We start from the raw sequence: 22,970 nt of genomic DNA on the forward strand, positions 1-22,970 counted from the left end.
TGTCTAATTTTATTGATTTTTTATACGGCAATATTACTACTGTTTTGTAGCTTTTAGTTTACCTAACTTAAAACTTATTGTTAATTAAATACGCTCTTTTGTTTATTTATTTTAAAGTTATTATTAATTGTCTGATATGTTTGGATGCAACCATTTTCTGGCTTTTTCTAAGGGTATATTTTTTCGCTCTGCAAAATCTCTTACTTGATCGTCTGTTATTTTACCTAAACCAAAATACTTAGCTTCACTATTGGCAAAATAGTACCCTGAAACAGCTGCTGCTGGCCACATAGCTAGACTTTCTGTTAAACTTACTCCTATGTTTTCTTCTACCTGTAAAAGCTCCCAAATTGTCTCTTTTTCTAGATGATCAGGACATGCAGGATACCCGGGTGCAGGACGAATACCTTTGTATGCTTCCTTTATCAACTCATCATTCGTTAAGTTTTCTTCAGAAGCATAGCCCCAATGTTTTGTTCTTACTCTGTGGTGTAAGTATTCAGCAAAAGCTTCTGCAAAACGATCGGCAATAGCTTGTGCCATAATAGCATTGTAATCATCGTGATTTTCTTTGTATTGTAGTGCTAATTCATCAGCTCCAAAAATGGCGGTACAGAAAGCTCCCATATAATCCGTTCTTTCAGTTTCCTTTGGAGCAATAAAATCTGCCAAAGCAAAACTTGGTTTTCCTTCACGCTTTTTTAATTGCTGACGCAAGGTTCTAAATACTGCGACTTCTTTTCCTTTCTTTTGAACTGAAATATCATCGTCGTTAATAGAGTTTGCCTCAAACAAACCAAAAATAGCTTTGGGTTTTAACGCTTGCTTTTCTATAATTTGTTGCAACATTTTTTGTGCATCTGCAAACAAACTAGTTGCCTCTACTCCTACTACTTCATCTTCTAAAATATCAGGAAACTTTCCATGTAAATCCCATGAGCGGAAAAACGGACTCCAATCAAAATAAGGTACCAAGTCTTTTAAACTTACTTGTTCTAGTTTTTGTACTCCTAATTCTTTTGGTTTAATAATATTAGTAGTGTCCCAATCTATTTTGAATTTTCGCTCTCTAGCTTCCTCAATTGGTATGTAGTGCTTTTGTTTTCCTCGTTTTAAAAACTTATCACGAAACTCTTCGTAATCTTTCTTCAACTTGGCAACATACTCGTTTGAGGTTTCTTTATTCAATAAATCTCCTACTACAGTCACTGCTCTTGACGCATCGTTTACGTGTACTACTGCGTTTTTATACTGCGTATCAATCTTTACAGCAGTATGTGCCTTAGAAGTTGTTGCTCCTCCTATTAATAAAGGAATCTCCAAGTTTTGACGTTCCATTTCTTTGGCTAAATACACCATTTCATCCAAAGAAGGTGTTATCAATCCACTTAAACCAATCGCATCTACGTTCTCCTTTTTAGCGGTTTCTATGATTTTTTCTGGTGGAACCATCACACCTAAATCGACAATTTCATAATTGTTACAACCTAACACTACAGATACGATGTTTTTACCAATATCATGCACATCTCCTTTTACGGTTGCCATTAATATTTTTCCGATGGCTTTTTGTTCCTCACTTTTCTCTGCTTCAATAAACGGATTCAAATACGCCACGGCTTTCTTCATTACTCGGGCAGATTTAACAACTTGCGGTAAAAACATTTTTCCTTCGCCAAACAAGTCTCCTACTACGTTCATCCCCGTCATTAAATGTCCTTCAATTACATGTAGTGGTTTTGCAACACTCAAACGAGCTTCTTCAGCGTCTTCTTCTATAAAAGCGTCTATTCCTTTTACTAAAGAATGTGTAATACGTTCTTGTAGTGGTAAACTTCTCCATTCTAAAACTTGCTCACTGCTTTCTTTTTTAGTTCCTTTTACCGTTTCGGCAAATTCTAATAAGCGTTCAGTAGCATCGTCTCTCCTATCTAAAACAACATCTTCAATATGTTCTAATAAATCCTTCGGAATATCATCGTAGACTTCTAACATCGTCGGATTCACAATTCCCATGTTCATTCCTGCTTTAATGGCATAATATAAGAATACCGAATGCATCGCTTCACGTACGACATTATTTCCTCTAAAAGAAAACGACACGTTACTTACTCCACCACTCACACTTACATGCGGTAAGTTTTCGCGTACCCATCGGGTAGCTTCAATAAAATCCAACGCATTTTTTCTGTGCTCTTCCATTCCCGTAGCTACAGGAAAAATGTTTAAATCGAAAATGATATCTTCTGGCGGGAAACCTACAGTGTCCACCAACAACCTATAAGAACGTTCTGCAATTTCGATTCTACGTTCGTAGGTGTCTGCTTGTCCTACTTCATCAAAAGCCATGATAATTACAGCAGCTCCATATCGTTTTATCTGCGTAGCTTCCCAAATAAATTTTTCTTCTCCTTCTTTTAAAGAAATGGAATTTACTACCGATTTTCCTTGTACTACCTGTAATCCAGCTTCTATAATTTCCCATTTAGAACTATCAATCATAATAGGAACTCTGGCAATATCAGGCTCAGAAGCTATTAAGTTTAAAAAGCGTACCATCGCTTCTTTTCCTTCAATTAAACCATCATCCATATTAATATCGATGATTTGCGCTCCTCCATCTACTTGATGACGTGCAATTGCCAAGGCTTCATCGAACTTTTCTTCTTTAATCAATCGAAGAAATTTACGCGATCCTGCTACGTTTGTGCGCTCCCCTACATTAATAAAATTACTTTCGGGTGTTATAATTAACGGTTCTAACCCCGATAATTTCATGTATCTTCTTTCCTCACTCATCTACTAACTATTTTGTACTGCTGCAACAAATTCAGCTTTTCGTGGTTTGTACTTCGCTGCTATTGCTGCGATAGCTGAAATATGTTTTGGTGTGGTACCACAGCACCCTCCTATAATGTTGATTAAATTTTTCTTTAAATATTCTTCTATCTGATTAGCGGTTTCTTCTGGTGTTTCGTCATATTCTCCAAAGGCATTAGGTAATCCTGCATTTGGATGTGCAGAAATAGCAAACTCAGTTTTAGAAGCAATCGCTTCTAAGTGAGGTTGTAATAAATTAGCACCTAAAGCACAGTTGAATCCTACTGATAGCAACGGAATATGAGAGATAGAAATTAAAAAAGCCTCGGCTGTTTGTCCTGACAACGTTCTACCTGAAGCATCGGTAATCGTACCTGAAACCATGATAGGAATTTCTATATTTTGTTCTGCTTTTACCTCTTCAATGGCAAATAAAGCGGCTTTGGCATTTAAGGTATCGAATACGGTTTCTACCAACAAAATATCTGAACCGCCATCAATTAAAGCTTCTACTTGTTGTTTATAAGCAGTGCGTAACTCGTCGAAAGTTACCGCTCTGTACCCTGGGTCGTTTACGTCTGGAGACATGCTTGCCGTACGATTGGTAGGTCCGATAGAACCTGCTACAAAACGAGGTTTGTGCGGTTCTTTTTCAGTGAATTCATCGGCTACTTCTTTGGCAATTTTGGCAGATTGGTAATTTAACTCGTATACCAACTCTTCCATTTGGTAATCTGCCATGGCAATGGTAGTACCTGAAAAAGTATTGGTTTCTACAATGTCTGCTCCTGCAGCAAAGTACTTTCTGTGTACTTCTTTTACAGCTTCGGGTTGCGTAATGGATAACAAATCGTTGTTTCCTTGTAACGGAGTTGGGTAGTCTTTAAAACGTTCTCCACGAAAATCTTCTTCAGTAAATTTATATTCCTGAAGCATGGTTCCCATAGCGCCATCGAGCACGAGGATTCGTTTTTGTATTTCTTGATAAATGTTTGACATTCCTGATATTTAGTGTAATGTTATCAGGAAAAGAGGAAGTAAAATTCTTTTCGTTATCTCTCTGCCGAAGCAGTAGAATGTAGCACCTTCTTTGTTTGCACAAAGGGTTGCTAAGGTTTCAAAGGGTCTATTCCCTCCACCTTTCTTGATAACATCAATACGTTAATGAACGGGGCAAAGTTATAGTATTATTTTTTATTTACCCAATTTTTATTTTCATAATTAAATAACTAAATGAAAAAGACCGCTTTCGCTACTAGGGTGCAACATAATTTTGTTTTATATTGGATGCTTGAAACAAGAAGAATAAAATTGCTAAAAACCTCTGCTTATTCTACTAAAAAAGAGGTATAATGCTAAGTTTATTCTGTATATAAACTAGTTGTAGCACATTTGAGAAAAACGATGAAATATATAATAATTCTATTCCTTTTTACAATTTCGTTTAGTTCATTTTCCCAGAAATGGGAGTTAAATAATGTTGACAAAACCAAAGAATACATATTTCAATACACTTTTTCACTTCAAAACGAAGATGACAATAACGAGTTTAAGGTTTCAAAAAAAAAGAACTCAAAAAGAACTGAATTAAGCGGTCAGGTTTTTGACAAACTTAATAATCCTATATCAGGAGTTTCTATTAAAATCATATCTAAAACCAAAACTTTAAGTAAAGAAATACAAGCAGACTTTGACGGAAATTTTAAAACGGAATTACCAACTGGAGAATATCAGATTGAAATAAATTACGTTGGATTTAACCAATTTAAAACTGATTTTAGAATTGAAAAAAAAATTACAACTGAATTTAAAATTAATCTTGGATTAGGACAGGAATTATGTACTTATCAAATTGACTCAAAAATTGAATTGACTGAAAATAAAGTTTCAGAAATTATAGAATGTGTTAATAAAAAAAGAAAATCAAAGAGTTTCAGCACAACCGAATGTTCTGAAAAAAATAAATATAGAGTCACAATACAAATATAAAAACGTGCTACAACATCGTGTATAATTAATGGCTAGTTCAAGCTTACTTACGATAACCCTAGCGGACATTTATTTGCTAAATTAGTTGCTGAAACACGCAACTAATCTTATACAACAACGTTAAGCAAAATGAAGAAGAAAAGAAAAATAACATTTCTAATATTACTCTTAATTATTATAACTTTAAGTGGTTGCAAAGATTCTGAAACTTCAAAGTCTAATAGAATATTAGATGAAAATTATATACCAAAAAATTTAGAAGAAGCTCTAAGTCAAATTGATTTTTATGTTTCTGATTCACTCAAATTAGAAATTAAGAAAAAGAGTGAAAGTGATTTTATATCTGAAACTCATTTTGGACTTGGAATAGGTATGAGAAATAATTGGAATCTTTGGAAAGGTTCTGACTTATCAAAATACTTCAATAGTATTGAAATCTTTCACCCTGATGATATGTCTGCTATTATTCTAACAAGTTATTACAGAAAACTAAATGGTAAAGACATAAATTTAGAAGAACAAATTATAGGCTATAAAGAATACTGGAAACAAGTTGACTTGGTTCAATTACCTGAAAAAACAGAACACCCTGAACCTAATTTAGAGTTTAGAGTTTCTATATTTTATGGTTTCCACACTTCTAAAGATAGACCAGCTCAAGTTTTCATACAAACAAACTCTACTAATAACACTTTTTGGATTTATGATTATTTTTATGGCTGGAAAAAAATTGACTTGAAAACAAAAGAGATATTAGAAAAAGAACAAATTCAAAATACTGAATCTATCTTAAATAAAATATTTGGAAATAAAACCGCATTGCCTAACAATGGCTAAAATTAATACAGGTTTTGGTATTTAATCCAAAGTTTAGTGTATTTTTTAAAGTCCGCCAAATCTTTTGATTTGGTTTTAATCAAAAGAAAAATTAAAACAAAATAAAAGTTTTGACTAAGTGCTTAATCAAAAGTTTACTACTTTTAATTTCCGTACTAACCATAGCCTAAACGTTGACAAAATAAAAAAAAACACATCTATGAAAAAGTACCATATAGCAGAAATCAATGTCGCTCGAATGAAAGGAGTAAATATTGAAGATCCTATTATGAAAGAGTTTGTAGATAATTTAGACCGTGTAAACAATTTAGCTGAAAACAGTGAGGGTTTTATTTGGAGGCTAAAAGACGAGAATAATGACGCAACAAGTTTCAATCCTTATAATGACGAACAGGTAATTATTAATGTTTCTGTTTGGGAGACTGTTGAGTCTTTAGAGAAATTTGTTTACAAAACTTTTCATACGGATTTCTTGAAAAGAAGAAAGGAATGGTTTCACTCGTATGGAAAAGTATATACTGCAATGTGGTGGGTACCTGAAGGTGAATATCCTACAATACAAGAAGCAGTTGATAAATTAGATTATTTACAAAAAAATGGTGCTTCAGAAATAGCTTTTGATTTCAGAAATAAAATTCCAATGCCAAAAGAGTAACTATCAACTTAATTCTTAGCAAAACTCGCTAATGATTATACTTCTACATTTTTGTTTGTTTCTATTTTTATTTATTTAACTACTTCCTAAAAGAAGGAAAAAATACTTCTGTAAATAAATTCCACGTGATTATACTCATAATAAACAGGTTAATATAATTTGAAAATCTGTTTATTTTAACTATATTAAGTACCTAAAAATCAAAAAGATGAAAACAAACAAACTAAACCTGTTAACCCTTATCCTAGCTTTTTTAGCTATCGGATTAAATGCTCAAAGCAACGGTGTTTCAAATACTGAAACTTCTATTGCTACAACTGTTAATGATAAGAGTTTGAAATGGCTTCCTGCTCCTGATTTCTTTCCTAATTGTTCTTTTACAATACTTCACGGTGATATATCTAAACCTAATTTAGATTTTTTCTTTAGAATTGAACCTAATACTGAAGTTATATATCATACACATAATTCTCCTGAACGAATGATTTTAATTTCTGGGGATTTAGAAGTACAATACGAAGGGGAAAAAGCTACCGTATTAAAAGCAGGTTCTTATGCTTATGGTCCTGCAAAGAAACCACATAGGGCTAAATGCTTAAATAATGGACCTTGTGTTTTATTTGTTGCTATGGTAGATCCTTTTGATGCAGTGCCTATTAAAGAAAAAAAGTAGTGTATTAATTCTATAAAAAGAAAAGCAGCAAAATAGTATTTGCTGCTTTTCTTATATAAAACTGTAATAAATCACAGTACTTTTAAGTTTATTTTTGTTTTACCTCACTAGCACGATATACATCATCTTCTGCTTTAAATATCTTAAATTGAACATCGTAAACTTCTGGTACATAAATTACAATTGGTAATTTCCCGTTATATCTTACTGTTGTTGGTTGACTGGTAACAAACTTTCTGACTTTACTACTTTCAAAACAAGCCTTTCTAGTAGATATAACTCCACCATCAGTAGTAAAATCATAATACGAATATCCCCATCCTTTAAGATCCTTTTTCTCTAGATTTCCTACAAGTCCGTGTTTATTACAAGTATCTACTTCCATCCATTTTCCAATAACAAATTCTATTTTTTTGTTACTATCATTAGCTGAATGAGGAACTTCTATAACCATTTGTTTAAACCCTTTCTCCGGTTTAGGATATATTGATGCATCTACTTTTTTTAAAGATGTTTGTCCTACTGCCATAGAAGTAATAGTTAAGAATGTTATTAAAAATAATTTGGTGATTTGCCCTGAAATTGTTCTCATAATAAAATAATTTTCCTAGAGCTTTTCAATATGTATGCCAAAGATTCATCTAACTAAGACTTTTGTATTCATTATTAAATCATTTACCATTCTTTTAACAACTATGGAAAATGGTGTTAGAGTACAAACACATTCTCTGCTCGTTTAAAGCCTTATGTTAAATACCTAAATAATAGTTCTTTTGTTTATTTGTTGCTATGGTTACCCTTTTGATGCAATTGCTATGAAAGAAAAAACACTTGTAATAACATATTATTTTTATTTCTTACTTTTTTTACATGCGTTTATGAGTGGCTCGACTAAAATCATGTACGACGTCACCACTACGAACAGAAGATATGCTACTCCAATTAAGGTATAGAGAGTTCTCATGTAATCATTTTTAGTAACTTACATTAAAGTTACTAAATATTTAATAAAGAGTCTCTTACTAAAAGTTTGAACATTGTTTTTTACTTTTTAATAGAAAATTGTTTGTTTACATTCAAAACTTAGTTTATTTGTTCTTAGGAAGGTTCAGCGTAGCACGCTGATGGTTCCGTTGTGTTGAGGAAAGAACAGCGAAGCTCGCTGATGGTTTCGTTGTGTTAAGGAAAGACCAACGAAGCTCGCTGACGGTTTCGTTGCGTTGAGGAAAGACCAGCGAAGCTCGCTGACGGTTTCGTTGCGTTGAGGAAAGACCAGCGAAGCTCGCTGACGGTTTCGTTGCGTTGAGGAAAGACCAGCGAAGCTCGCTGACGGTTTCGTTGCGTTGAGGAAAGACCAGCGAAGCTCGCTGACGGTTTCGTTGCGTTGAGGAAAGACCAGCGAAGCTCGCTGACGGTTTCGTTGCGTTGAGGAAAGACCAGCGAAGCTCGCTGACGGTTTCGTTGCGTTGAGGAAAGACCAGCTAAGCTCGCTGACGGTTCCCTTTACTTGGATTTTCAATCCAAACTCCTTTAGGAAAGAAAAAGTACGTTAAAAATTGTTGAATCAACATATGTAAAGGTGTTGTAGCTACTCCCCTTCTACTTTTGTCGTATTCTTAAACAATTTTAGTTATGACTTTAATAGACAACCTTGAATGGCGATACGCCACTAAAAAATTTGATACTTCTAAAAAAGTTTCAGCACAGCATATAGAACTTTTAAAAAGAGCGATTCAATTAGCTCCTTCTTCTTATGGTCTGCAATTGTATACCGTTTTGATTATAGAAAACAGTGCGATAAAAGAACAATTAAAAACTGTTTCTTACGGACAGAGTCAAATTACTGATGCTTCTCACTTATTTGTATTTTGTAATTATTCAAAGGTTACCAACGACCATATAGATGCTTATTTCTCTTTAAAATCCGAAATTGAACAGGTAGACATTTCTAATTTTAAAGGGTATGCTGATTTTATTAAGTCTGACGTTACGAGCAGAACTTTGGTTGAAAAGAACCAATGGACTTCTAACCAAGTTTACATTGCTTTGGGCAATTTGCTTAATGCTTGCTCAGAACTTAAAATAGATGCTTGTCCTATGGAGGGTTTTGACGCCGAAGCTTATAACAAAATATTAGACTTGGATAGATTAGGGTTAAATGCTGCTGTTGTTGCTCCTGTTGGTTATCGCTCTGACGAAGATCATTCTCAAAACACACACAAGGTGAGAAAATCTATAGAGAGTCTTTTTATAGAATATAAATAATTATCATACTTTAAGCACCATAGTATAACCGTACATTTTTGTACGGTTTTTTATTTTGTTTTATATTGGCTAGCGCTTAAAAAAGAATAAAATTGCTAAAAATCCAGCTTATCACATTTATATACACGGATAAAAGAAGTTTTAGTTTTTTTATACTGAGTTGTAAGTAATTTGACCCAAACCAAGAATGAAATACCTGATTATAATATTTTTTTGCTTATCAATACAATCTTGTGCCCAAGATTGTGAGAATGTTTATTTTACCAAAAATGATAAAACTTGGTTCTCTAATTACAATGTTGGAGACAAATTAATTTTTAAATCTCAAAAGAATGATTTGGACACTATTTTCATCACTAATAAAGTATTGAAAGTACCTAATAGAAATTGCAAAACTTTTGTTTCGGGAGGATTTGATAGAGAATTTGCAAGAATCGATTACAAAATGAAAAAAGACTCTCTGAAAACAATTGAGGACTATTTTATACAAATCAACGCAAATAAAAAAAAGAAAGATGCAAGCCCTGTTATTCGTTTATTAAATTTAGAATTTAGCAGTTTTAATAATATTCTTCCGAAAACAGAACAATCTGAATTAAAAACTGAATGGAAAAATATTTACACGTTTGACAAAGATAATTGCCCTTATTCTAATTTAAATGGGAAATTTGGACTAACCGAATTTGAATGGGATAAAGAATTTGGACTTGTATCATATACAAATGAAAAAGGAGAAAAATGGGTATTAATAAAAAAGGAATAAAAACTACTTACTACAATGTATAATTGCAATTACAGCGGATTCGACTGCTTTAAAATTCACTCGAAATTGCTAACGTAAGTGTTAAACTGAAAAACAAAGTAAACTTAACCATTATACTAGACTAGTATAACCAATGCAGTGGTAAAACACTGTTACGATTACCTAAAAAATCATATGAAACTATTTAATTTTATTATCTATTACTGTATAGCAACCTGTATTATTACACTATTAAGCACATCTCTTAGTAATGACTATAATTATACAAGTATTGGTTTAAGTTTATTTGGTATCGTAGTTTCGATTATATCTAAATACACTAAAGAAAACTTAATTTTACTAATATTAATTTGGTACTTATCAGCTTCTTTTATCAGTGAAACCGTAAACATTAATTTTCTGATATCTTACTCATCAGATATTTATATGTCAATAGGTAAAATAGGTTTCAGTTTTAACATGTTCTACATCGTACCTTCTATACTAATTATCATTTATTACAGTCAATTATCTTTTCTAAATAAAAAATTAAAAGGAATTGTACACACTGAATCTAGTCAAATACCCTTTGGAACAGTAATAGAATTTGAATTAAATGACTTCAAGGGCAAAAAATTAAATGGTATTACCAATTTGGATTTAGAAGGAGAGAATTTTGATACGATTTCTTTTGAAAAAATAAAAGATTCTAATACTTCATTAGCTACAATTAAAGTTTCAAATGAATACAAAAAGTTAAATGCTACTGTTAAATTAGACTCTACTAATTAATAATTATAAAAGCATATTGTCTATAAAAAATAGTACTTTGTAGTGCCAAACAATAAACCATGTACGAAAAAAGAACAGAAGCACCTATCAATAAAAAAAGGTTTTATATCAGACTATTAAAACACTTTTTAGGTATTTTAGTATTGATAGTCTTTTCACTTTTAATAGGAATTTTTGGGTTTTCAACTTTTGAAGACTTAACCTTAAGTGAGTCTTTTTTACATTCATCAATCATGTTATCGGGCTTAGGACTTATTGAGAAGCCAAGTTCTCATAACGGACACATTTTTGCTGGTATATACGGGCTTTACGCTGGATTAGTATTTATAGCTTCTTTTGGAATATTAATAAGCCCTATCATTCACCGAATTATACACAAATTCCATTGGGATGAAGAGAAGTAAAACTTTTTGCTGTTGTTTTTTTTAGGATAATAGTATTTATTAAAATTCCCGCGTTCAGTCGGGAATATCTTTATTATAAAAATAACAATCCCCTTTATCACAAATTACGGTTACAATTACGCATTTATTAATAGTATAACCGTACACATTTTGTACGGTTTTTATTTTGCTTTATATTCGCCGACGTATTACGAAAATATTCCATTTGTTATATCTAAACACACGGATAAAAGAAGTTTTTGTTCTTTTATAATAAGGTGTATTACAGTTGTTCTAGATGTAAACAGTGGTATGTTTTTTTTGTCACAAGTGATTTGTTTAATTAAACCCCAAAACATGAAAAACTTATTTATTATCCTCCTATCAATTTTTACTTATTCAGCCTCTGCTCAAATTTCCTTTAACACAGGAAATACTCAATTAGATTCTGATTTGAATATCATTAACACCAATGCCAATCTAGACTTTGGGACTTTTAAGAATCGTTTGAGCGTTTCCTATAATGTTTCAGAAAGGAAAATTAAATACATGAGAGTAAGTTTAGGTATGAAGGCAGGAGAAATCTATTTGGCTCTGGAGATATCTAAATTATCAAGAAGACCGATAGATGATATAATTACCATTTATAGAAGAGATAAAAATAAAGGTTGGGGTTACATAGCAAAGCAAGCAGGAATAAAACCTGGTTCTGCGGAATTCCACCAATTAAAGAATAATGCTAATTCCAAGAAGAATAAGTCTAAACGCAAAAACAAAGGAAAAGGAAAAAGCAAAGGAAAGGGAAAAGGAAAATGGAAATAACGGGCTACAGCACCGTTTATGAAATATAGCTAACCAAAAAGGTTTGTATTTGTTTTAAAAAAGAATATATACCGAATAAAAAAGGTTTTCTAATAAGATTATAATTAACTGAATATTCCCGCATAGGCGGGAATATTCTTTATATGAAATAAACTATTTATTAAAACAAATCTGAAGACAAATAGCGATCTCCTCTATCACAAATCACAGCTACAATAACCCCTTTATCAATAGTTTTGGCTATTTCCAAAGCTGCATGTACCGCTCCTCCGCTACTCATTCCTGCAAAAACACCTTCTTCTTGTGCTAACTTTCTTGTCATGTTTTTAGCATCGTTTTCATCTAGCTCTATCACTTGATCCACCTTACTTTTATTAAAGAATTTTGGTTGGTATTCTGGCGACCACTTACGAATTCCTGGTATTCTAGCTCCATCTTTAGGTTGTGCTCCTATAATTTGTACTTCAGGGTTTTGTTCTTTTAAATAGGTAGAAACTCCCATAATGGTTCCTGTAGTTCCCATCGCCGATACAAAATGAGTTATTGCTCCTTCTGTATCGTTCCAAATTTCTGGACCTGTAGTTTTATAGTGTGCTTTCCAGTTATCAGTATTTTCAAACTGATTTAGCATAAAATACCCTTTTTTATAACGTAGTTCTAAAGCGACATCTCTAGAACCTTCAATACCTTTTTCTGCATCCGTTAAAATAACCTCAGCTCCGTAAGCACGCATTGTTTTTACACGTTCTTCTGTAGAGTTTTCTGGCATAACCAATACCATATTTACTCCTAATATTTTTGCCATGAGTGCTAACGCAATTCCTGTGTTTCCACTAGTTGCTTCTACTAAATAATCTCCTTGACGGATATTTTTCCTTTTAATAGCTTCAGCAATCATATTAAAGGCTGCTCTATCTTTTACACTTCCGCCTGGGTTATTTCCCTCTAGTTTTAATAATAGTTTTACGCCTTCCTTTTGAAGAATGTTTGAAACTTCTATTAGTGGCGTATTCCCTATACTATCTATAATTGTTTTAGTTTTCATGGTTGATTTTCGTACCTACATCATTTAACATAGGATTTTCTAGTGGTTATTTTATTTTCTGACTCATAGGTTACTATAGATCCTTCGGGTACAGAGGTGGTTACGCAAACATTAGCGCCAATTATACTATCTCTTCCTATCACTACATCGCCTCCTAAGATAGTTGCGTTGGCATAAATGGTTACATTATTTTCAATGGTTGGATGCCTTTTTGTGGAAGCTAATTCTTTTTTTACTTGAATTCCTCCTAAGGTAACTCCCTGATATATTTTTACGTTTTCTTTAATAATTGTGGTTTCTCCAATCACAATTCCTGTTGCATGATCTATAAAAAACGAATCGCCAATGGTTGCTCCTGGATGGATGTCTGTTCCCGTTAATCCGTGTGCATATTCACTCATCATTCTTGGTAAAATCGGAATTTCCATTTTATACAATTCATGACTCAAACGATATACCGCAATCGCATGAAACCCAGGATACGCTAAATACACTTCTCCTAAGCTTTTACAGGCTGGATCTGTTTTTTCAAATGCTTTGGCATCTAAATCTAACTTTTCTCGTATTCCACAAAATGTTTGTTGGTATACAGCCCATGCTTCCGAAGCATTTTCAATAGCTAACCCATTTAAAATTTTTACAAATTTTTCTTTTAAATGGTTTGCTTTTTCTTGACATACATCATTAAACAATGCATAAAATAATTGCTTTGTAAAGTTTTCTACATCATCTTTTAATGATAAATCGTATTGTTTGAATTGCATTTACTAATTTTTCACAAAAATAACTAACTTTCAGGAGCTAACTCAACTTCAAGTCCTTCTAATTCAGGTGTCATTTGAATCTGGCATCCTAATCGGCTATTTTCTTCTACATGAAATGCTTCTGCTAACATTGCATCTTCATCATCGTTCATTTCTGGCAATTCATGGTTCGATTTTACATAACATTGACAAGAGGCACACATCGCCATTCCTCCACAGATTCCAATAGTTCCTTCAGGAGCTAATTCGTATGATCGAACTACTTCCATTAAGTTCATTGCCATATCTGTCGGAGCAACTACCTCATGCATTACACCATCACGGTCTGTTATTTTTATATTGATGTCTTGATTATCCATTTGTAACAATTTCTTAAAGGAATCAGTAGTTAGGTAGGCTATTTTAGTTTGGTTGGTGAAGGAGTTTTTACTTAAAACTTGTAATTACAACAAACTTATCCGCTCAACTCCTAACTACTTTCATCCTAATCCCCAATTATTGAATTGCTTTTACTACCGCTTTTGGTGCTTCTTTTCTTGTTCCATCAAAACCGTCTACACCGCCTACAGTGGTATACTTCATTACATATTTTTTATCTGGATGTATACGTTGGTAAGCACTTTGACACATAAGTGTTGCTTCGTGGAATCCACACAAAATCAATTTTAGCTTTCCTGGATAGGTATTCACATCTCCAATGGCATAGATACCTTCAACATTGGTTTGGTAATCTAGCGCATTGTTTACTTTAATAGCGTTCTTCTCAATTTCTAATCCCCAGTTTGCAATAGGACCTAACTTTGGCGCTAATCCAAATAATGGGATAAAATGATCGGTATCTATCATATAAGGTTCTTTCCCTTTTTCTTCTACCACAACTCCTGTTACATGATTTTCTCCTAATACTGCTTTAACCTCAGCAGGTGTGATTAAATTAATCTTACCTAAATTCTTTAACTCTTGAACTTTTTCTACAGAGTCTAACGCTCCTCTAAACTCGTTTCTTCTATGAATTAAGGTCACCGATTTTGCTACATCTGTTAAGAAAATAGACCAATCTAAAGCAGAATCTCCACCTCCAGCAATTACTACATCTTTGTCTCGATACAATTCTGGTTCTTTAATCATATACTCTACTCCCTTATCTTCAAAATCAGCAATATTTGGAATAGGTGGTTTACGAGGTTCAAAACTTCCCAGTCCTCCTGCAATAGCTACAACTGGTGCTTGGTGTTTTGTTCCTTTATTGGTAGTTACGATAAACGTTCCGTCATCTTGCTTTTCAATAGTATCAGCACGCTCACCTAAGGTAAACCCTGGTTCAAACTGCTTGATTTGTTCCATTAAGTTCTTAGTTAAATCTCCTGCTAAGATCTCTGGATATGCTGGAATATCGTAAATAGGTTTTTTTGGATAAATTTCTGAACACTGCCCTCCTGGTTGTGGTAAGGCGTCAATTAAATGACAACGTAATTTTAACAATCCTGCTTCAAAAACAGTGAATAGTCCTGTTGGACCCGCTCCTATAATTAATATATCTGTTTGTATCATGTTCTCTTTATTTTGTCATTACGAGAATTCCAATGAAATGGAATACGAAGTAATCTGTTTATCGACTAACAGATTGCTTCATTTTAGCCTGTCTTGAACGACAGTCGAAAGATTCGCAATGACGTTACTTTACTAAACTCTCAGTTAGCTTATTTAATGTTTCTACTTTTTGTTCAAAGTTTCCTTTGATAGTTTTTCTATAACTATTTAAATTTTGTACTAATTGATTGATGTCTTCTGGAATTACTTCTTCAAAAAACTGACGTAACCTCTTAGCTGTTGTGGGTGATTTCCCATTGGTTGAAATGGCTACTTTTACATTTCCTTTAGTAACAATTCCCCCCATATAAAAATCACAGTATGGTGGATTATCCGCTACATTCACCAATTTATTTTGGCTCCTACAATCTTTATACACTTGTATATTTACCTCAGGAACATCTGTTGTCGCAATCACCAAATGTTTTCCTTGTAAATAGGTATCATTATAGCTATCTGTTAGCATTTCTACATTGCCTTTTTGGGCAATCGCAATGGTTTCTTCTCTAAAAAAAGGAGCTACCATAGTTACCTTAGCGTCTGGACTCGATTTTAATAAAAATCGTAGCTTTTCTTCTGCAACAAACCCTCCTCCAACTATTATTACTTCCAAGCTTGCTGTTTTTAAAAAGATAGGATATAAGTTATTTCTTTCTTCCATTATACCACCTCTTTTAAAGCTACTTCTTGTTGTACTTGTAGTAATTGCTGTCTGTGATTTACCACATCTCCTAACAGAATAATAGCAGGATTACTCAAGTTATTTTTGGTCACTACTTCTTCTATCGTATCTACGGTACCAATTCCTATTTTTTCTTCAGGAGTTGTTCCGTTTTGAATAATAGCTACCGGTAATTCGTTCTTCCCTTCTGCCTTAAAAAGCTGAATGATTTCAGAGAGCTTACCCATTCCCATTAAAATAACAACCGTTGCACTTGATTTTGCTGCCAAGGCAACATCATTTGATAATTGATGCTGTTTTGTAGTTCCTGTAATGACCCAAAAACTTTCTGAACTTCCTCTTTTTGTCAACGGGATATTCTGATAAGCTGGTACCGCTAACGATGAAGAAATCCCTGGTACTACAGCAACCTCTAATCCATGTTTTGCGGCATATTCCATTTCTTCTGCTCCTCTACCAAAAATGAATGGATCACCTCCTTTTAAACGCACTACATGTCCGTGAGAAAATCCTCTCGCAACAATCAACTCATTGATTTGTTCTTGTTGATATCGATAGCATCCTCTTCTTTTTCCTACAAAAATTAATTCTGCATTCGGATTCACATATCCTAACAGTTCGTTATTCACCAATGCATCGTACAATACCACATCGGCTTGTTCTAATGCTTTAATGGCTTTTAAGGTGATTAAATCAGCATCTCCTGGTCCTGCACCTACTACGGTTAATTTCGGTTGATTTTTCATTGGACTCTCCTTTTTTAACTTTCTACGGCTACTTTTCGGTAAGCATCAATTGTTTTATAAAACGATGCTGCTTCTTCTAAATACTTTTTTGCAAAAGCTTCCGTAGGTTCATTCTTATTAATCTGATAAATCAATTCTGCAAATGAACTTGATAATTCTATTTTATTATTTGCTACAAACAATTCATCAAAATTGGTAATGATTCCTGCTTGTGTATTGGTTTTTGCTCCTTCTGCTGTTAACAAGGCTTTAGCTGTGTTTACCATAGCTGCATAAGCGTGGTAAATACTATCTGACCATTGTTGATTATTCAAGGCCTGTGAAGCATTTTCTAGCTTTTCTTCACTTTCAAACAGTAAGGTTGCTACTAAGTCTATCACCACTCCTGCACATTCTCCTACTCCTATGGCTTTTACATAGTTTTTATCGTGTCCCCAATCAATAAAATCATCTTCTGTTAAATTGGTAGTGTCTGATAATTCTTTTAACAGCTCATAGAAATATGTTTTTCCTTGTCTATCATAATAGTTTAGGAAATCTTCATTTGCTTGTTTATGGCTTTCGAAGTCGTTTAATAAAATTCGTAAAGATTCTGGTCCTCTTTTACTTGGGATTTTAATCAACTTATCTGCAAAACGACCATTTCCGCCACCTAAAACTCCTCCTCCAACTAATACTTGTAAAGCAGGTGCTAATAACTTCCCTACTTTTATTGACATTCCTTGAAAACCAATGTGTGTCATGTTGTGTTGTCCACAAGCATTCATACATCCACTAATTTTAATAGTAATGTCTTTGTTATTTACATACTGTGGATATTCTACTTTTAACATACGTTCTAACTCTGCTGCAATTCCTGTACTACTAGCAATACCTAGGTTACACGTATCCGTTCCCGGACATGCAGTGATATCATTCAAACTATTATATCCTGCGTCTGCAAAACCTAATTTTTGTAATTCTGTATAGAAAAATGGTAAAAACTCTTCTCTTACATGACGAATCAAGATATTTTGACGTAGCGTAAAACGTAACTCATTCGCTCCATATTTTTTTATTAAATCTGCTAACAAACGTGCTTTATCGGTATAAAAATCTCCTAAATGTACTTTGATACCTATCGCATACAATCCTTTTTGCTTTTGCTGAATTACATTAGTTTCTTTCCAATTTTGATATGCCTCTTCATCTTCTATCACTACAGACGGAACCTCATTGGTTTCAAAAACAATGTCTTGTTCAAAATCGGTAATATCTATCGGATACGTTTTATATGCTAATGCGGCCCTTTCTGCAGCTACTAATTCTAAGAAAGCATCTACACCTAAATCTTTCACTAAGAATTTTAAGCGAGCTTTGGCTCTTTTAGCACGTTCTCCATAACGATCAAATACACGTAACACACCTTCAATAGTAGGAATTAGTAATTCTGCTTCTAAAAACTCATAAATTACATCGGCATGACGCGGTTGTGAACCCAATCCTCCAGCTAATAATACCTTGAATCCTTTTACTTCTTTACCATCAACTGTTTTCGTTTTAGCAATAAACCCTAAATCGTGAATAAAACTCAACGCAGTATCTTCTTCTGTAGCTGAGAAAGACATTTTGAACTTTCTTCCCATTTCCTGACAGATTGGGTTGCGTAAGAAAAACTGAAAAGTGGCGTGTGCATACGGTGTTACATCAAACGGTTCTTTCGGATCGATTCCCGCAGTTTCTGAGGCCGTTACATTACGTACTGCATTACCACATGCTTCACGCAACGTAATATCGTCTTTCTCTAACTGTGCCCATAACTCAGGGGTTCTGTCTAAACTTACGTGGTGTATTTGAATATCTTGACGTGTGGTAATGTGTAAACGCCCTCTTGAATATTCATCAGAAACATCTGCTATTCTGTGTAATTGTTCACTTGTAACTTTACCATACGGTAATTTTATACGAATCATTTGTACCCCAAACTGACGTTGCCCGTAAATTCCTCTGGCTAAACGTAAGCTTCTAAAACGTTCTTCATCTATTTTTCCTTCGTTAAACAAACGTATTTTACGTTCTAACTCTAGGATATCCTTTTCTACCAAAGGGTTTTCTATTTCTGATCTAAAACTTTGCATGTGGTTTTTTAATAGTTGTTTGCTTGTAAAAGCATTGTTATTAGTTATGTAAGAACTTTTGCTTTGCTAACAATTGTTCTTCTGTTTCTACATGTGCATCATCTGGTACACAACAATCTACTGGACATACTGCTGCACATTGTGGTTCTTCATGAAATCCTTTACACTCAGTACATTTATCAGGCACTATAAAATAGTACTCGTCTGATACTGGCTCATTGTCTTCGTCTGCACTTACCGAAGCCCCATCTAGTAAGGTTACATTTCCTTGTAATGAGGTTCCTTCACTATATTTCCAGTCACTTGCTCCTTCGTAAATGGCTGTATTTGGGCATTCTGGTTCACAAGCCCCACAGTTGATGCATTCATCTGTAATGATTATTGCCATAACTTTTTATTATTTACTTGATAAAACCAACTCCTGACGTGGTATTAGTTTTAGGATTGATGATTATAAACGCTCCGTTTGCTTTATTTTCCTCATATGAATCAACAAACAATGGTTTACTTACTTTTAAACTCACTTCTCCAATTTCGTTTAGTGATAATTGAGTTGGAGTTTCTTCTTTTCCAGAAAAATCGGTACGGATTAACGCTGTTAGTTCTGTTATTTTTGCTTGCACATCATTTACACCATGTTTGATGTAATATTTTTGAGAAGCTTGTAATGGTGTTTTATCCATCCAACAAATAGTAGCCTCTAACTGTTTTACTACAGAAGGTTCTTCTCCTGTTTTTACCAACATATCTCCTCTACTTACATTTACATCATCTTCTAAGGTGATGTTTACAGAGCTTCCTTTCTTTGCTCTTGCATATTCTTTATCAAAAAACTGAATACTTTTTATGGTAGATTTTGTTGCTGATGGTAATACCGTTACGCTATCTCCTACTGCTAAATCACCTCCATACAATTTCCCTGCATATCCTCTGAAATCGTGATATTCGTCTGTTTTTGGACGAATAACTGTTTGCACAGGGAAACGTGCTTTTGATACTTCTTGCGTATCTTCAGACCCCAAGTTTTCAAGGTGATTCAGTAAAGTTTCTCCTTTATACCAAGGGGTGTTTTCTGAAGACTTCACAACATTATCTCCTTTTAAAGCTGAAAGAGGTATGAATGTGATATTTTGATTTTGATAGTCACTCTTCTTAGCTAGATACTCTATTTCTCCTTTAATCTGATTGAATTTTTCTTCTGAAAAATCTACCAAATCCATTTTATTTACTGCTACTATTACATCTTTTACTCTCAATAAATTATTGATAAAGAAATGACGATAAGTTTGTTCTACCACTCCATTTCTAGCATCTACCAAAATGATAGAAGCTTGTGAATTCGAAGCTCCTGTTACCATATTTCTGGTATACTCAATATGACCAGGGGTATCAGCTATGATAAAACTTGTTTTTGGTGTTGAAAAATAAATATGAGCTACATCAATAGTAATTCCTTGTTCACGTTCTGCTACCAATCCGTCGGTGGCTAAAGAAAAGTCTAAGTAATCAAACCCACGTTGTTTACTTTTTTCTTCTATCGCTTCTAATTTATCTTGGGTTAATGATTTTGTGTCGTATAAAATTCGCCCTATTAGTGTACTCTTTCCATCATCTACACTTCCTGCTGTTGCTATTTTTACTACGTTCATGTTCTTTTAGTATTGAGTGATTAGTATTGAGCTTTGAGTATTTTTCTCTCATTACTCTATACTAAATACTAGGTTTTCTTTTTAAAAATATCCTTGTTGTTTACGTTTTTCCATCGCTGCTTCAGAGCGTTTATCGTCTATTCTTGCTCCTCTTTCTGATATGGTTGATTCTCTAATTTCATCCACCACGGTATCAATATCTATCGCATCTGACAAGACTGCTGCCGTACAACTCATGTCTCCTACTGTTCTAAAACGAACCATACGCTCTTGTACTTCTTCTTCATCTTCTCTATACACAACTTCATCGTTTGCAGACCAGATTAACCCATCTCTAATAAAAGTGGCTCTTTTGTGAGCAAAATAAATAGATGGAATTTCAATTTGTTCTTGTTGTATATATGACCATACATCTAACTCTGTCCAGTTAGAAATTGGGAAAACACGTACGTTCTGACCTAAATCGATTCTTCCATTCAGCATATCGAATAATTCTGGACGCTGATTCTTTTCATCCCATTGACCGAAATCATCTCGTACTGAAAAAATACGTTCTTTAGCTCTCGCTTTCTCTTCATCTCTACGCGCTCCACCGATACATGCGTCAAAACCAAATTCTTCAATGGCATCTAATAACGTTTCGGTTTGTAACATGTTTCGGCTCGCGTACTTTCCTGTTTCTTCTTTTACTTTACCAGCATCAATATTATCTTGTACTTGACGAACAATTAACTCAACTCCTAATTCTTTAACTAATCTATCTCTGAATTCAATTGTTTCAGGAAAATTATGTCCTGTATCAATATGTAATAAAGGGAATGGAATTTTCGCTGGATAAAATGCTTTTTGAGCAAGTCGCACCAGCGTTATGCTATCTTTGCCCCCCGAAAACAGTAACACTGGTTTTTCAAATTGCGCGACTACTTCTCTTAATATATATATGGCTTCACTTTCTAAAGCTCCTACTTGTATCGTTTCTGTATTCATAATCATGTTCTTTAAATATGTAAACCACATTCTCTGTTGCTTTCTACTTTTGTGGGATCGAAGTACTTAAACTCGTTAGGTAATTGATGTTCTTCTAAATAAGTATCTAATTCCTTATCTGACCAATGGTAAAACGGACTCACTTTTAATACTCCATCCTTACTTTTTGAAACTATATCAATACTATCTCTAAAGGCTGTTTGTCCTTTTCTTAAATTGGTAAACCAAACATCTGGCTTATACTCATTCATTGCTCTTTTAAAAGGCTCTAACTTCACTTGTTCAGTAAATACAGCATGTTTAGGATCATCAACTGTTGGCAACCCTAAAGTGATATTTCTGTGTGCTACCGTTTGTTTAGGAACATACAACTGAATGTTTAACTGTAATTTTTCAATTAACTCTTCAGCATGTTTATAGGTTTGTGGAGTATTATACCCTGTATCACACCAAATAACATCTATACTGTTTTTTACTGATGATACTGCATGTAAAATTGCTCCTTCATAGGGACGAAAGTTTGTTGTTACTACAGCTTTATTAGCTTGTAATAATGCCCAAACAATAATCTCTTTTGGAGATTTGTTTTTTAACTCTGCGTTTACTACTTCTAAATTCATTGTTTCTATACTCATTTTTTGCCCCATTTAATACTGTTCCAAACTCTTTCGTGAAAAAAATACAATAGCATTTTTGTTACTAATTCTATAGCTCCAATTGAAAAAGCTGTTTTTACTTGCCCTGTAATTATCCATGATATTAGTATTGTATCTATGGTTCCAACAACTCTCCAACTTATTGATTTTACAATGCTTCTTATTGGTTTTTCAGAAAGCTTATCTTCCTTGTAATTTGTTTTATTTTCTACTACTTGTTCTACAATCATTTTTAAAATACCATTACCCTATCGGAATACTAGGTTTTAAGTTGACAAATATACAGATGCTTTTTAATTCTCCAAGGAGAAATCAAAAAAATATTTGAGTTTTACAATTTGTTAATACTACACTAAATCTGCAAGTGTATTATTACGAAGTACTTGTAGCGTATTATCTCTTACTTGAATCATTAATTTGTGTACTGAACATGCTTCTTCATCAGGACAGTCATCACACTTTTCATAATAATTCAAACTAACACAGGATACCATAGCAATGGGACCTTCTAGTGTTCTAATAACATCAGTCATTTTAATTTCATTGGCTGGTTTTAGCAAATAATAACCTCCGCCCTTTCCTTTTTTGGCTCCTAAAATTCCTGATTTTCGTAAGGTAAGTAATATGCTTTCTAAAAACTTGTGCGAAATATTTTCGTTTTCTGAAATGGTAGCTATTTGTACCATAGTGCCCTTTTCTTGTTTTGCAATAAAAGTAAGCGCCTTAATTCCGTATTTTGTTTTCTTAGAAAGCATA

The 22,970-nt window shown here is 33.5% G+C and carries 25 protein-coding genes and 1 riboswitch; of the genes, 9 read left to right on the forward strand and 16 right to left on the reverse strand.

What is annotated here, in order from left to right:
• Positions 1 to 123: 123 nt before the first annotated feature.
• Positions 124 to 2,799: a methionine synthase gene (metH, locus tag ACKTTR_RS09060; protein ID WP_408027537.1), complete on the reverse strand. Its 2,676-nt coding sequence runs from the start codon at positions 2,797 to 2,799 to the stop codon at positions 124 to 126.
• A 3-nt stretch (positions 2,800 to 2,802) separates the two neighbouring features.
• Positions 2,803 to 3,819 (reverse strand): homocysteine S-methyltransferase family protein, encoded by a 1,017-nt coding sequence (locus ACKTTR_RS09065; RefSeq protein WP_408027538.1) that lies wholly within the window; start codon positions 3,817 to 3,819, stop codon positions 2,803 to 2,805.
• Between the two features lie 50 nt (positions 3,820 to 3,869).
• Positions 3,870 to 3,974: riboswitch (SAM riboswitch) on the reverse strand.
• A gap of 250 nt (positions 3,975 to 4,224) precedes the next feature.
• Between ACKTTR_RS09065 and ACKTTR_RS09070 the strand changes: the two genes are divergently transcribed.
• From ACKTTR_RS09070 to ACKTTR_RS09085, 4 genes are all read left to right on the forward strand, one after another.
• Positions 4,225 to 4,809, forward strand: a complete 585-nt coding sequence (locus tag ACKTTR_RS09070; protein WP_408027539.1) for a carboxypeptidase-like regulatory domain-containing protein — start codon at positions 4,225 to 4,227, stop codon at positions 4,807 to 4,809.
• A gap of 129 nt (positions 4,810 to 4,938) precedes the next feature.
• Positions 4,939 to 5,646 (forward strand): DUF6794 domain-containing protein, encoded by a 708-nt coding sequence (locus tag ACKTTR_RS09075; protein WP_408027540.1) that lies wholly within the window; start codon positions 4,939 to 4,941, stop codon positions 5,644 to 5,646.
• Positions 5,647 to 5,845: 199 nt separating this feature from the next.
• Positions 5,846 to 6,301: a DUF3291 domain-containing protein gene (locus tag ACKTTR_RS09080; protein WP_408027541.1), complete on the forward strand. Its 456-nt coding sequence runs from the start codon at positions 5,846 to 5,848 to the stop codon at positions 6,299 to 6,301.
• A 208-nt stretch (positions 6,302 to 6,509) separates the two neighbouring features.
• Positions 6,510 to 6,974, forward strand: a complete 465-nt coding sequence (locus tag ACKTTR_RS09085; protein WP_408027542.1) for a cupin domain-containing protein — start codon at positions 6,510 to 6,512, stop codon at positions 6,972 to 6,974.
• Between the two features lie 88 nt (positions 6,975 to 7,062).
• Here the strand turns inward: ACKTTR_RS09085 and ACKTTR_RS09090 are convergent, their stop codons facing one another.
• Positions 7,063 to 7,566, reverse strand: coding sequence for an ecotin family protein (locus ACKTTR_RS09090; protein WP_408027543.1), 504 nt, complete (start codon positions 7,564 to 7,566; stop codon positions 7,063 to 7,065).
• Between the two features lie 1,040 nt (positions 7,567 to 8,606).
• Between ACKTTR_RS09090 and ACKTTR_RS09095 the strand changes: the two genes are divergently transcribed.
• The 5 genes from ACKTTR_RS09095 (at position 8,607) to ACKTTR_RS09115 (ending at position 11,978) form a co-directional block, all read left to right on the forward strand.
• Positions 8,607 to 9,239, forward strand: coding sequence for an NAD(P)H-dependent oxidoreductase (locus ACKTTR_RS09095; RefSeq protein WP_408027544.1), 633 nt, complete (start codon positions 8,607 to 8,609; stop codon positions 9,237 to 9,239).
• Between the two features lie 187 nt (positions 9,240 to 9,426).
• Positions 9,427 to 10,002 (forward strand): hypothetical protein, encoded by a 576-nt coding sequence (locus tag ACKTTR_RS09100; protein WP_408027545.1) that lies wholly within the window; start codon positions 9,427 to 9,429, stop codon positions 10,000 to 10,002.
• Between the two features lie 174 nt (positions 10,003 to 10,176).
• Positions 10,177 to 10,773: a hypothetical protein gene (locus tag ACKTTR_RS09105; protein WP_408027546.1), complete on the forward strand. Its 597-nt coding sequence runs from the start codon at positions 10,177 to 10,179 to the stop codon at positions 10,771 to 10,773.
• A 59-nt stretch (positions 10,774 to 10,832) separates the two neighbouring features.
• Positions 10,833 to 11,177: a hypothetical protein gene (locus tag ACKTTR_RS09110; RefSeq protein WP_408027547.1), complete on the forward strand. Its 345-nt coding sequence runs from the start codon at positions 10,833 to 10,835 to the stop codon at positions 11,175 to 11,177.
• A 336-nt stretch (positions 11,178 to 11,513) separates the two neighbouring features.
• On the forward strand, positions 11,514 to 11,978 hold the full coding sequence (locus tag ACKTTR_RS09115; RefSeq protein WP_408027548.1) for a hypothetical protein: 465 nt from the start codon (positions 11,514 to 11,516) through the stop codon (positions 11,976 to 11,978).
• Between the two features lie 160 nt (positions 11,979 to 12,138).
• Here the strand turns inward: ACKTTR_RS09115 and cysM are convergent, their stop codons facing one another.
• The 13 genes from cysM to ACKTTR_RS09180 all read right to left on the reverse strand — a co-directional run bounded on the left by cysM (position 12,139) and on the right by ACKTTR_RS09180 (position 22,969).
• Positions 12,139 to 13,023, reverse strand: a complete 885-nt coding sequence (gene cysM / locus ACKTTR_RS09120; protein ID WP_408027549.1) for a cysteine synthase CysM — start codon at positions 13,021 to 13,023, stop codon at positions 12,139 to 12,141.
• Between the two features lie 20 nt (positions 13,024 to 13,043).
• A complete protein-coding gene (gene epsC, locus ACKTTR_RS09125; protein ID WP_408027550.1) occupies positions 13,044 to 13,787 on the reverse strand; it encodes a serine O-acetyltransferase EpsC in 744 nt (247 codons plus the stop codon).
• 23 nt (positions 13,788 to 13,810) lie between these two features.
• The gene (locus tag ACKTTR_RS09130; protein WP_408027551.1) at positions 13,811 to 14,146 is read right to left on the reverse strand and encodes a 2Fe-2S iron-sulfur cluster-binding family protein; all 336 of its coding nucleotides are present in this window, start codon (positions 14,144 to 14,146) and stop codon (positions 13,811 to 13,813) included.
• Positions 14,147 to 14,282: 136 nt separating this feature from the next.
• Entirely contained in the window at positions 14,283 to 15,338 is a 1,056-nt protein-coding gene (locus tag ACKTTR_RS09135; RefSeq protein ID WP_408027552.1) for an NAD(P)/FAD-dependent oxidoreductase, read from the reverse strand.
• Positions 15,339 to 15,462: 124 nt separating this feature from the next.
• Positions 15,463 to 16,038: a precorrin-2 dehydrogenase/sirohydrochlorin ferrochelatase family protein gene (locus ACKTTR_RS09140; protein WP_408027553.1), complete on the reverse strand. Its 576-nt coding sequence runs from the start codon at positions 16,036 to 16,038 to the stop codon at positions 15,463 to 15,465.
• Positions 16,038 to 16,805 carry a uroporphyrinogen-III C-methyltransferase gene (cobA, locus tag ACKTTR_RS09145; protein ID WP_408027554.1) on the reverse strand — a complete coding sequence of 256 codons (768 nt, stop codon included), beginning with the start codon at positions 16,803 to 16,805 and terminating at the stop codon, positions 16,038 to 16,040. Before cobA ends, ACKTTR_RS09140 begins: the two co-directional genes overlap by 1 nt.
• A gap of 14 nt (positions 16,806 to 16,819) precedes the next feature.
• Positions 16,820 to 18,922 (reverse strand): HEPN domain-containing protein, encoded by a 2,103-nt coding sequence (locus tag ACKTTR_RS09150; RefSeq protein WP_408027555.1) that lies wholly within the window; start codon positions 18,920 to 18,922, stop codon positions 16,820 to 16,822.
• A gap of 40 nt (positions 18,923 to 18,962) precedes the next feature.
• A complete protein-coding gene (locus ACKTTR_RS09155; RefSeq protein ID WP_408027556.1) occupies positions 18,963 to 19,310 on the reverse strand; it encodes a 4Fe-4S dicluster domain-containing protein in 348 nt (115 codons plus the stop codon).
• A 13-nt stretch (positions 19,311 to 19,323) separates the two neighbouring features.
• The gene (locus tag ACKTTR_RS09160) at positions 19,324 to 20,571 is read right to left on the reverse strand and encodes a sulfate adenylyltransferase subunit 1 (protein WP_408027557.1); all 1,248 of its coding nucleotides are present in this window, start codon (positions 20,569 to 20,571) and stop codon (positions 19,324 to 19,326) included.
• Positions 20,572 to 20,652: 81 nt separating this feature from the next.
• Positions 20,653 to 21,558 (reverse strand): sulfate adenylyltransferase subunit CysD, encoded by a 906-nt coding sequence (gene cysD / locus ACKTTR_RS09165; protein ID WP_408027558.1) that lies wholly within the window; start codon positions 21,556 to 21,558, stop codon positions 20,653 to 20,655.
• An 11-nt stretch (positions 21,559 to 21,569) separates the two neighbouring features.
• Positions 21,570 to 22,178 carry a phosphoadenosine phosphosulfate reductase domain-containing protein gene (locus ACKTTR_RS09170; protein WP_408028000.1) on the reverse strand — a complete coding sequence of 203 codons (609 nt, stop codon included), beginning with the start codon at positions 22,176 to 22,178 and terminating at the stop codon, positions 21,570 to 21,572.
• A gap of 11 nt (positions 22,179 to 22,189) precedes the next feature.
• Positions 22,190 to 22,444, reverse strand: coding sequence for a DUF2061 domain-containing protein (locus ACKTTR_RS09175; protein ID WP_408027559.1), 255 nt, complete (start codon positions 22,442 to 22,444; stop codon positions 22,190 to 22,192).
• Positions 22,445 to 22,561: 117 nt separating this feature from the next.
• Complete coding sequence (locus ACKTTR_RS09180) at positions 22,562 to 22,969, reverse strand: RrF2 family transcriptional regulator (RefSeq protein ID WP_408027560.1); 408 nt, start codon at positions 22,967 to 22,969, stop codon at positions 22,562 to 22,564.
• Position 22,970 lies beyond the last annotated feature (1 nt).

It is taken from the genome of Tenacibaculum litoreum, from assembly GCF_964513915.1.
Taxonomy (GTDB): domain Bacteria; phylum Bacteroidota; class Bacteroidia; order Flavobacteriales; family Flavobacteriaceae; genus Polaribacter; species Polaribacter litoreum.

Coding starts and splice junctions, on each gene's coding strand:
- metH (WP_408027537.1), bottom strand. CDS start 2,799: ATGAGTGAGGAAAGAAGATACATGAAATTATCGGGGTTAGAACCGTTA.
- ACKTTR_RS09065 (WP_408027538.1), bottom strand. CDS start 3,819: ATGTCAAACATTTATCAAGAAATACAAAAACGAATCCTCGTGCTCGAT.
- ACKTTR_RS09070 (WP_408027539.1), top strand. CDS start 4,225: ATGAAATATATAATAATTCTATTCCTTTTTACAATTTCGTTTAGTTCA.
- ACKTTR_RS09075 (WP_408027540.1), top strand. CDS start 4,939: ATGAAGAAGAAAAGAAAAATAACATTTCTAATATTACTCTTAATTATT.
- ACKTTR_RS09080 (WP_408027541.1), top strand. CDS start 5,846: ATGAAAAAGTACCATATAGCAGAAATCAATGTCGCTCGAATGAAAGGA.
- ACKTTR_RS09085 (WP_408027542.1), top strand. CDS start 6,510: ATGAAAACAAACAAACTAAACCTGTTAACCCTTATCCTAGCTTTTTTA.
- ACKTTR_RS09090 (WP_408027543.1), bottom strand. CDS start 7,566: ATGAGAACAATTTCAGGGCAAATCACCAAATTATTTTTAATAACATTC.
- ACKTTR_RS09095 (WP_408027544.1), top strand. CDS start 8,607: ATGACTTTAATAGACAACCTTGAATGGCGATACGCCACTAAAAAATTT.
- ACKTTR_RS09100 (WP_408027545.1), top strand. CDS start 9,427: ATGAAATACCTGATTATAATATTTTTTTGCTTATCAATACAATCTTGT.
- ACKTTR_RS09105 (WP_408027546.1), top strand. CDS start 10,177: ATGAAACTATTTAATTTTATTATCTATTACTGTATAGCAACCTGTATT.
- ACKTTR_RS09110 (WP_408027547.1), top strand. CDS start 10,833: ATGTACGAAAAAAGAACAGAAGCACCTATCAATAAAAAAAGGTTTTAT.
- ACKTTR_RS09115 (WP_408027548.1), top strand. CDS start 11,514: ATGAAAAACTTATTTATTATCCTCCTATCAATTTTTACTTATTCAGCC.
- cysM (WP_408027549.1), bottom strand. CDS start 13,023: ATGAAAACTAAAACAATTATAGATAGTATAGGGAATACGCCACTAATA.
- epsC (WP_408027550.1), bottom strand. CDS start 13,787: ATGCAATTCAAACAATACGATTTATCATTAAAAGATGATGTAGAAAAC.
- ACKTTR_RS09130 (WP_408027551.1), bottom strand. CDS start 14,146: ATGGATAATCAAGACATCAATATAAAAATAACAGACCGTGATGGTGTA.
- ACKTTR_RS09135 (WP_408027552.1), bottom strand. CDS start 15,338: ATGATACAAACAGATATATTAATTATAGGAGCGGGTCCAACAGGACTA.
- ACKTTR_RS09140 (WP_408027553.1), bottom strand. CDS start 16,038: ATGGAAGAAAGAAATAACTTATATCCTATCTTTTTAAAAACAGCAAGC.
- cobA (WP_408027554.1), bottom strand. CDS start 16,805: ATGAAAAATCAACCGAAATTAACCGTAGTAGGTGCAGGACCAGGAGAT.
- ACKTTR_RS09150 (WP_408027555.1), bottom strand. CDS start 18,922: ATGCAAAGTTTTAGATCAGAAATAGAAAACCCTTTGGTAGAAAAGGAT.
- ACKTTR_RS09155 (WP_408027556.1), bottom strand. CDS start 19,310: ATGGCAATAATCATTACAGATGAATGCATCAACTGTGGGGCTTGTGAA.
- ACKTTR_RS09160 (WP_408027557.1), bottom strand. CDS start 20,571: ATGAACGTAGTAAAAATAGCAACAGCAGGAAGTGTAGATGATGGAAAG.
- cysD (WP_408027558.1), bottom strand. CDS start 21,558: ATGAATACAGAAACGATACAAGTAGGAGCTTTAGAAAGTGAAGCCATA.
- ACKTTR_RS09170 (WP_408028000.1), bottom strand. CDS start 22,178: ATGAATTTAGAAGTAGTAAACGCAGAGTTAAAAAACAAATCTCCAAAA.
- ACKTTR_RS09175 (WP_408027559.1), bottom strand. CDS start 22,444: ATGATTGTAGAACAAGTAGTAGAAAATAAAACAAATTACAAGGAAGAT.
- ACKTTR_RS09180 (WP_408027560.1), bottom strand. CDS start 22,969: ATGCTTTCTAAGAAAACAAAATACGGAATTAAGGCGCTTACTTTTATT.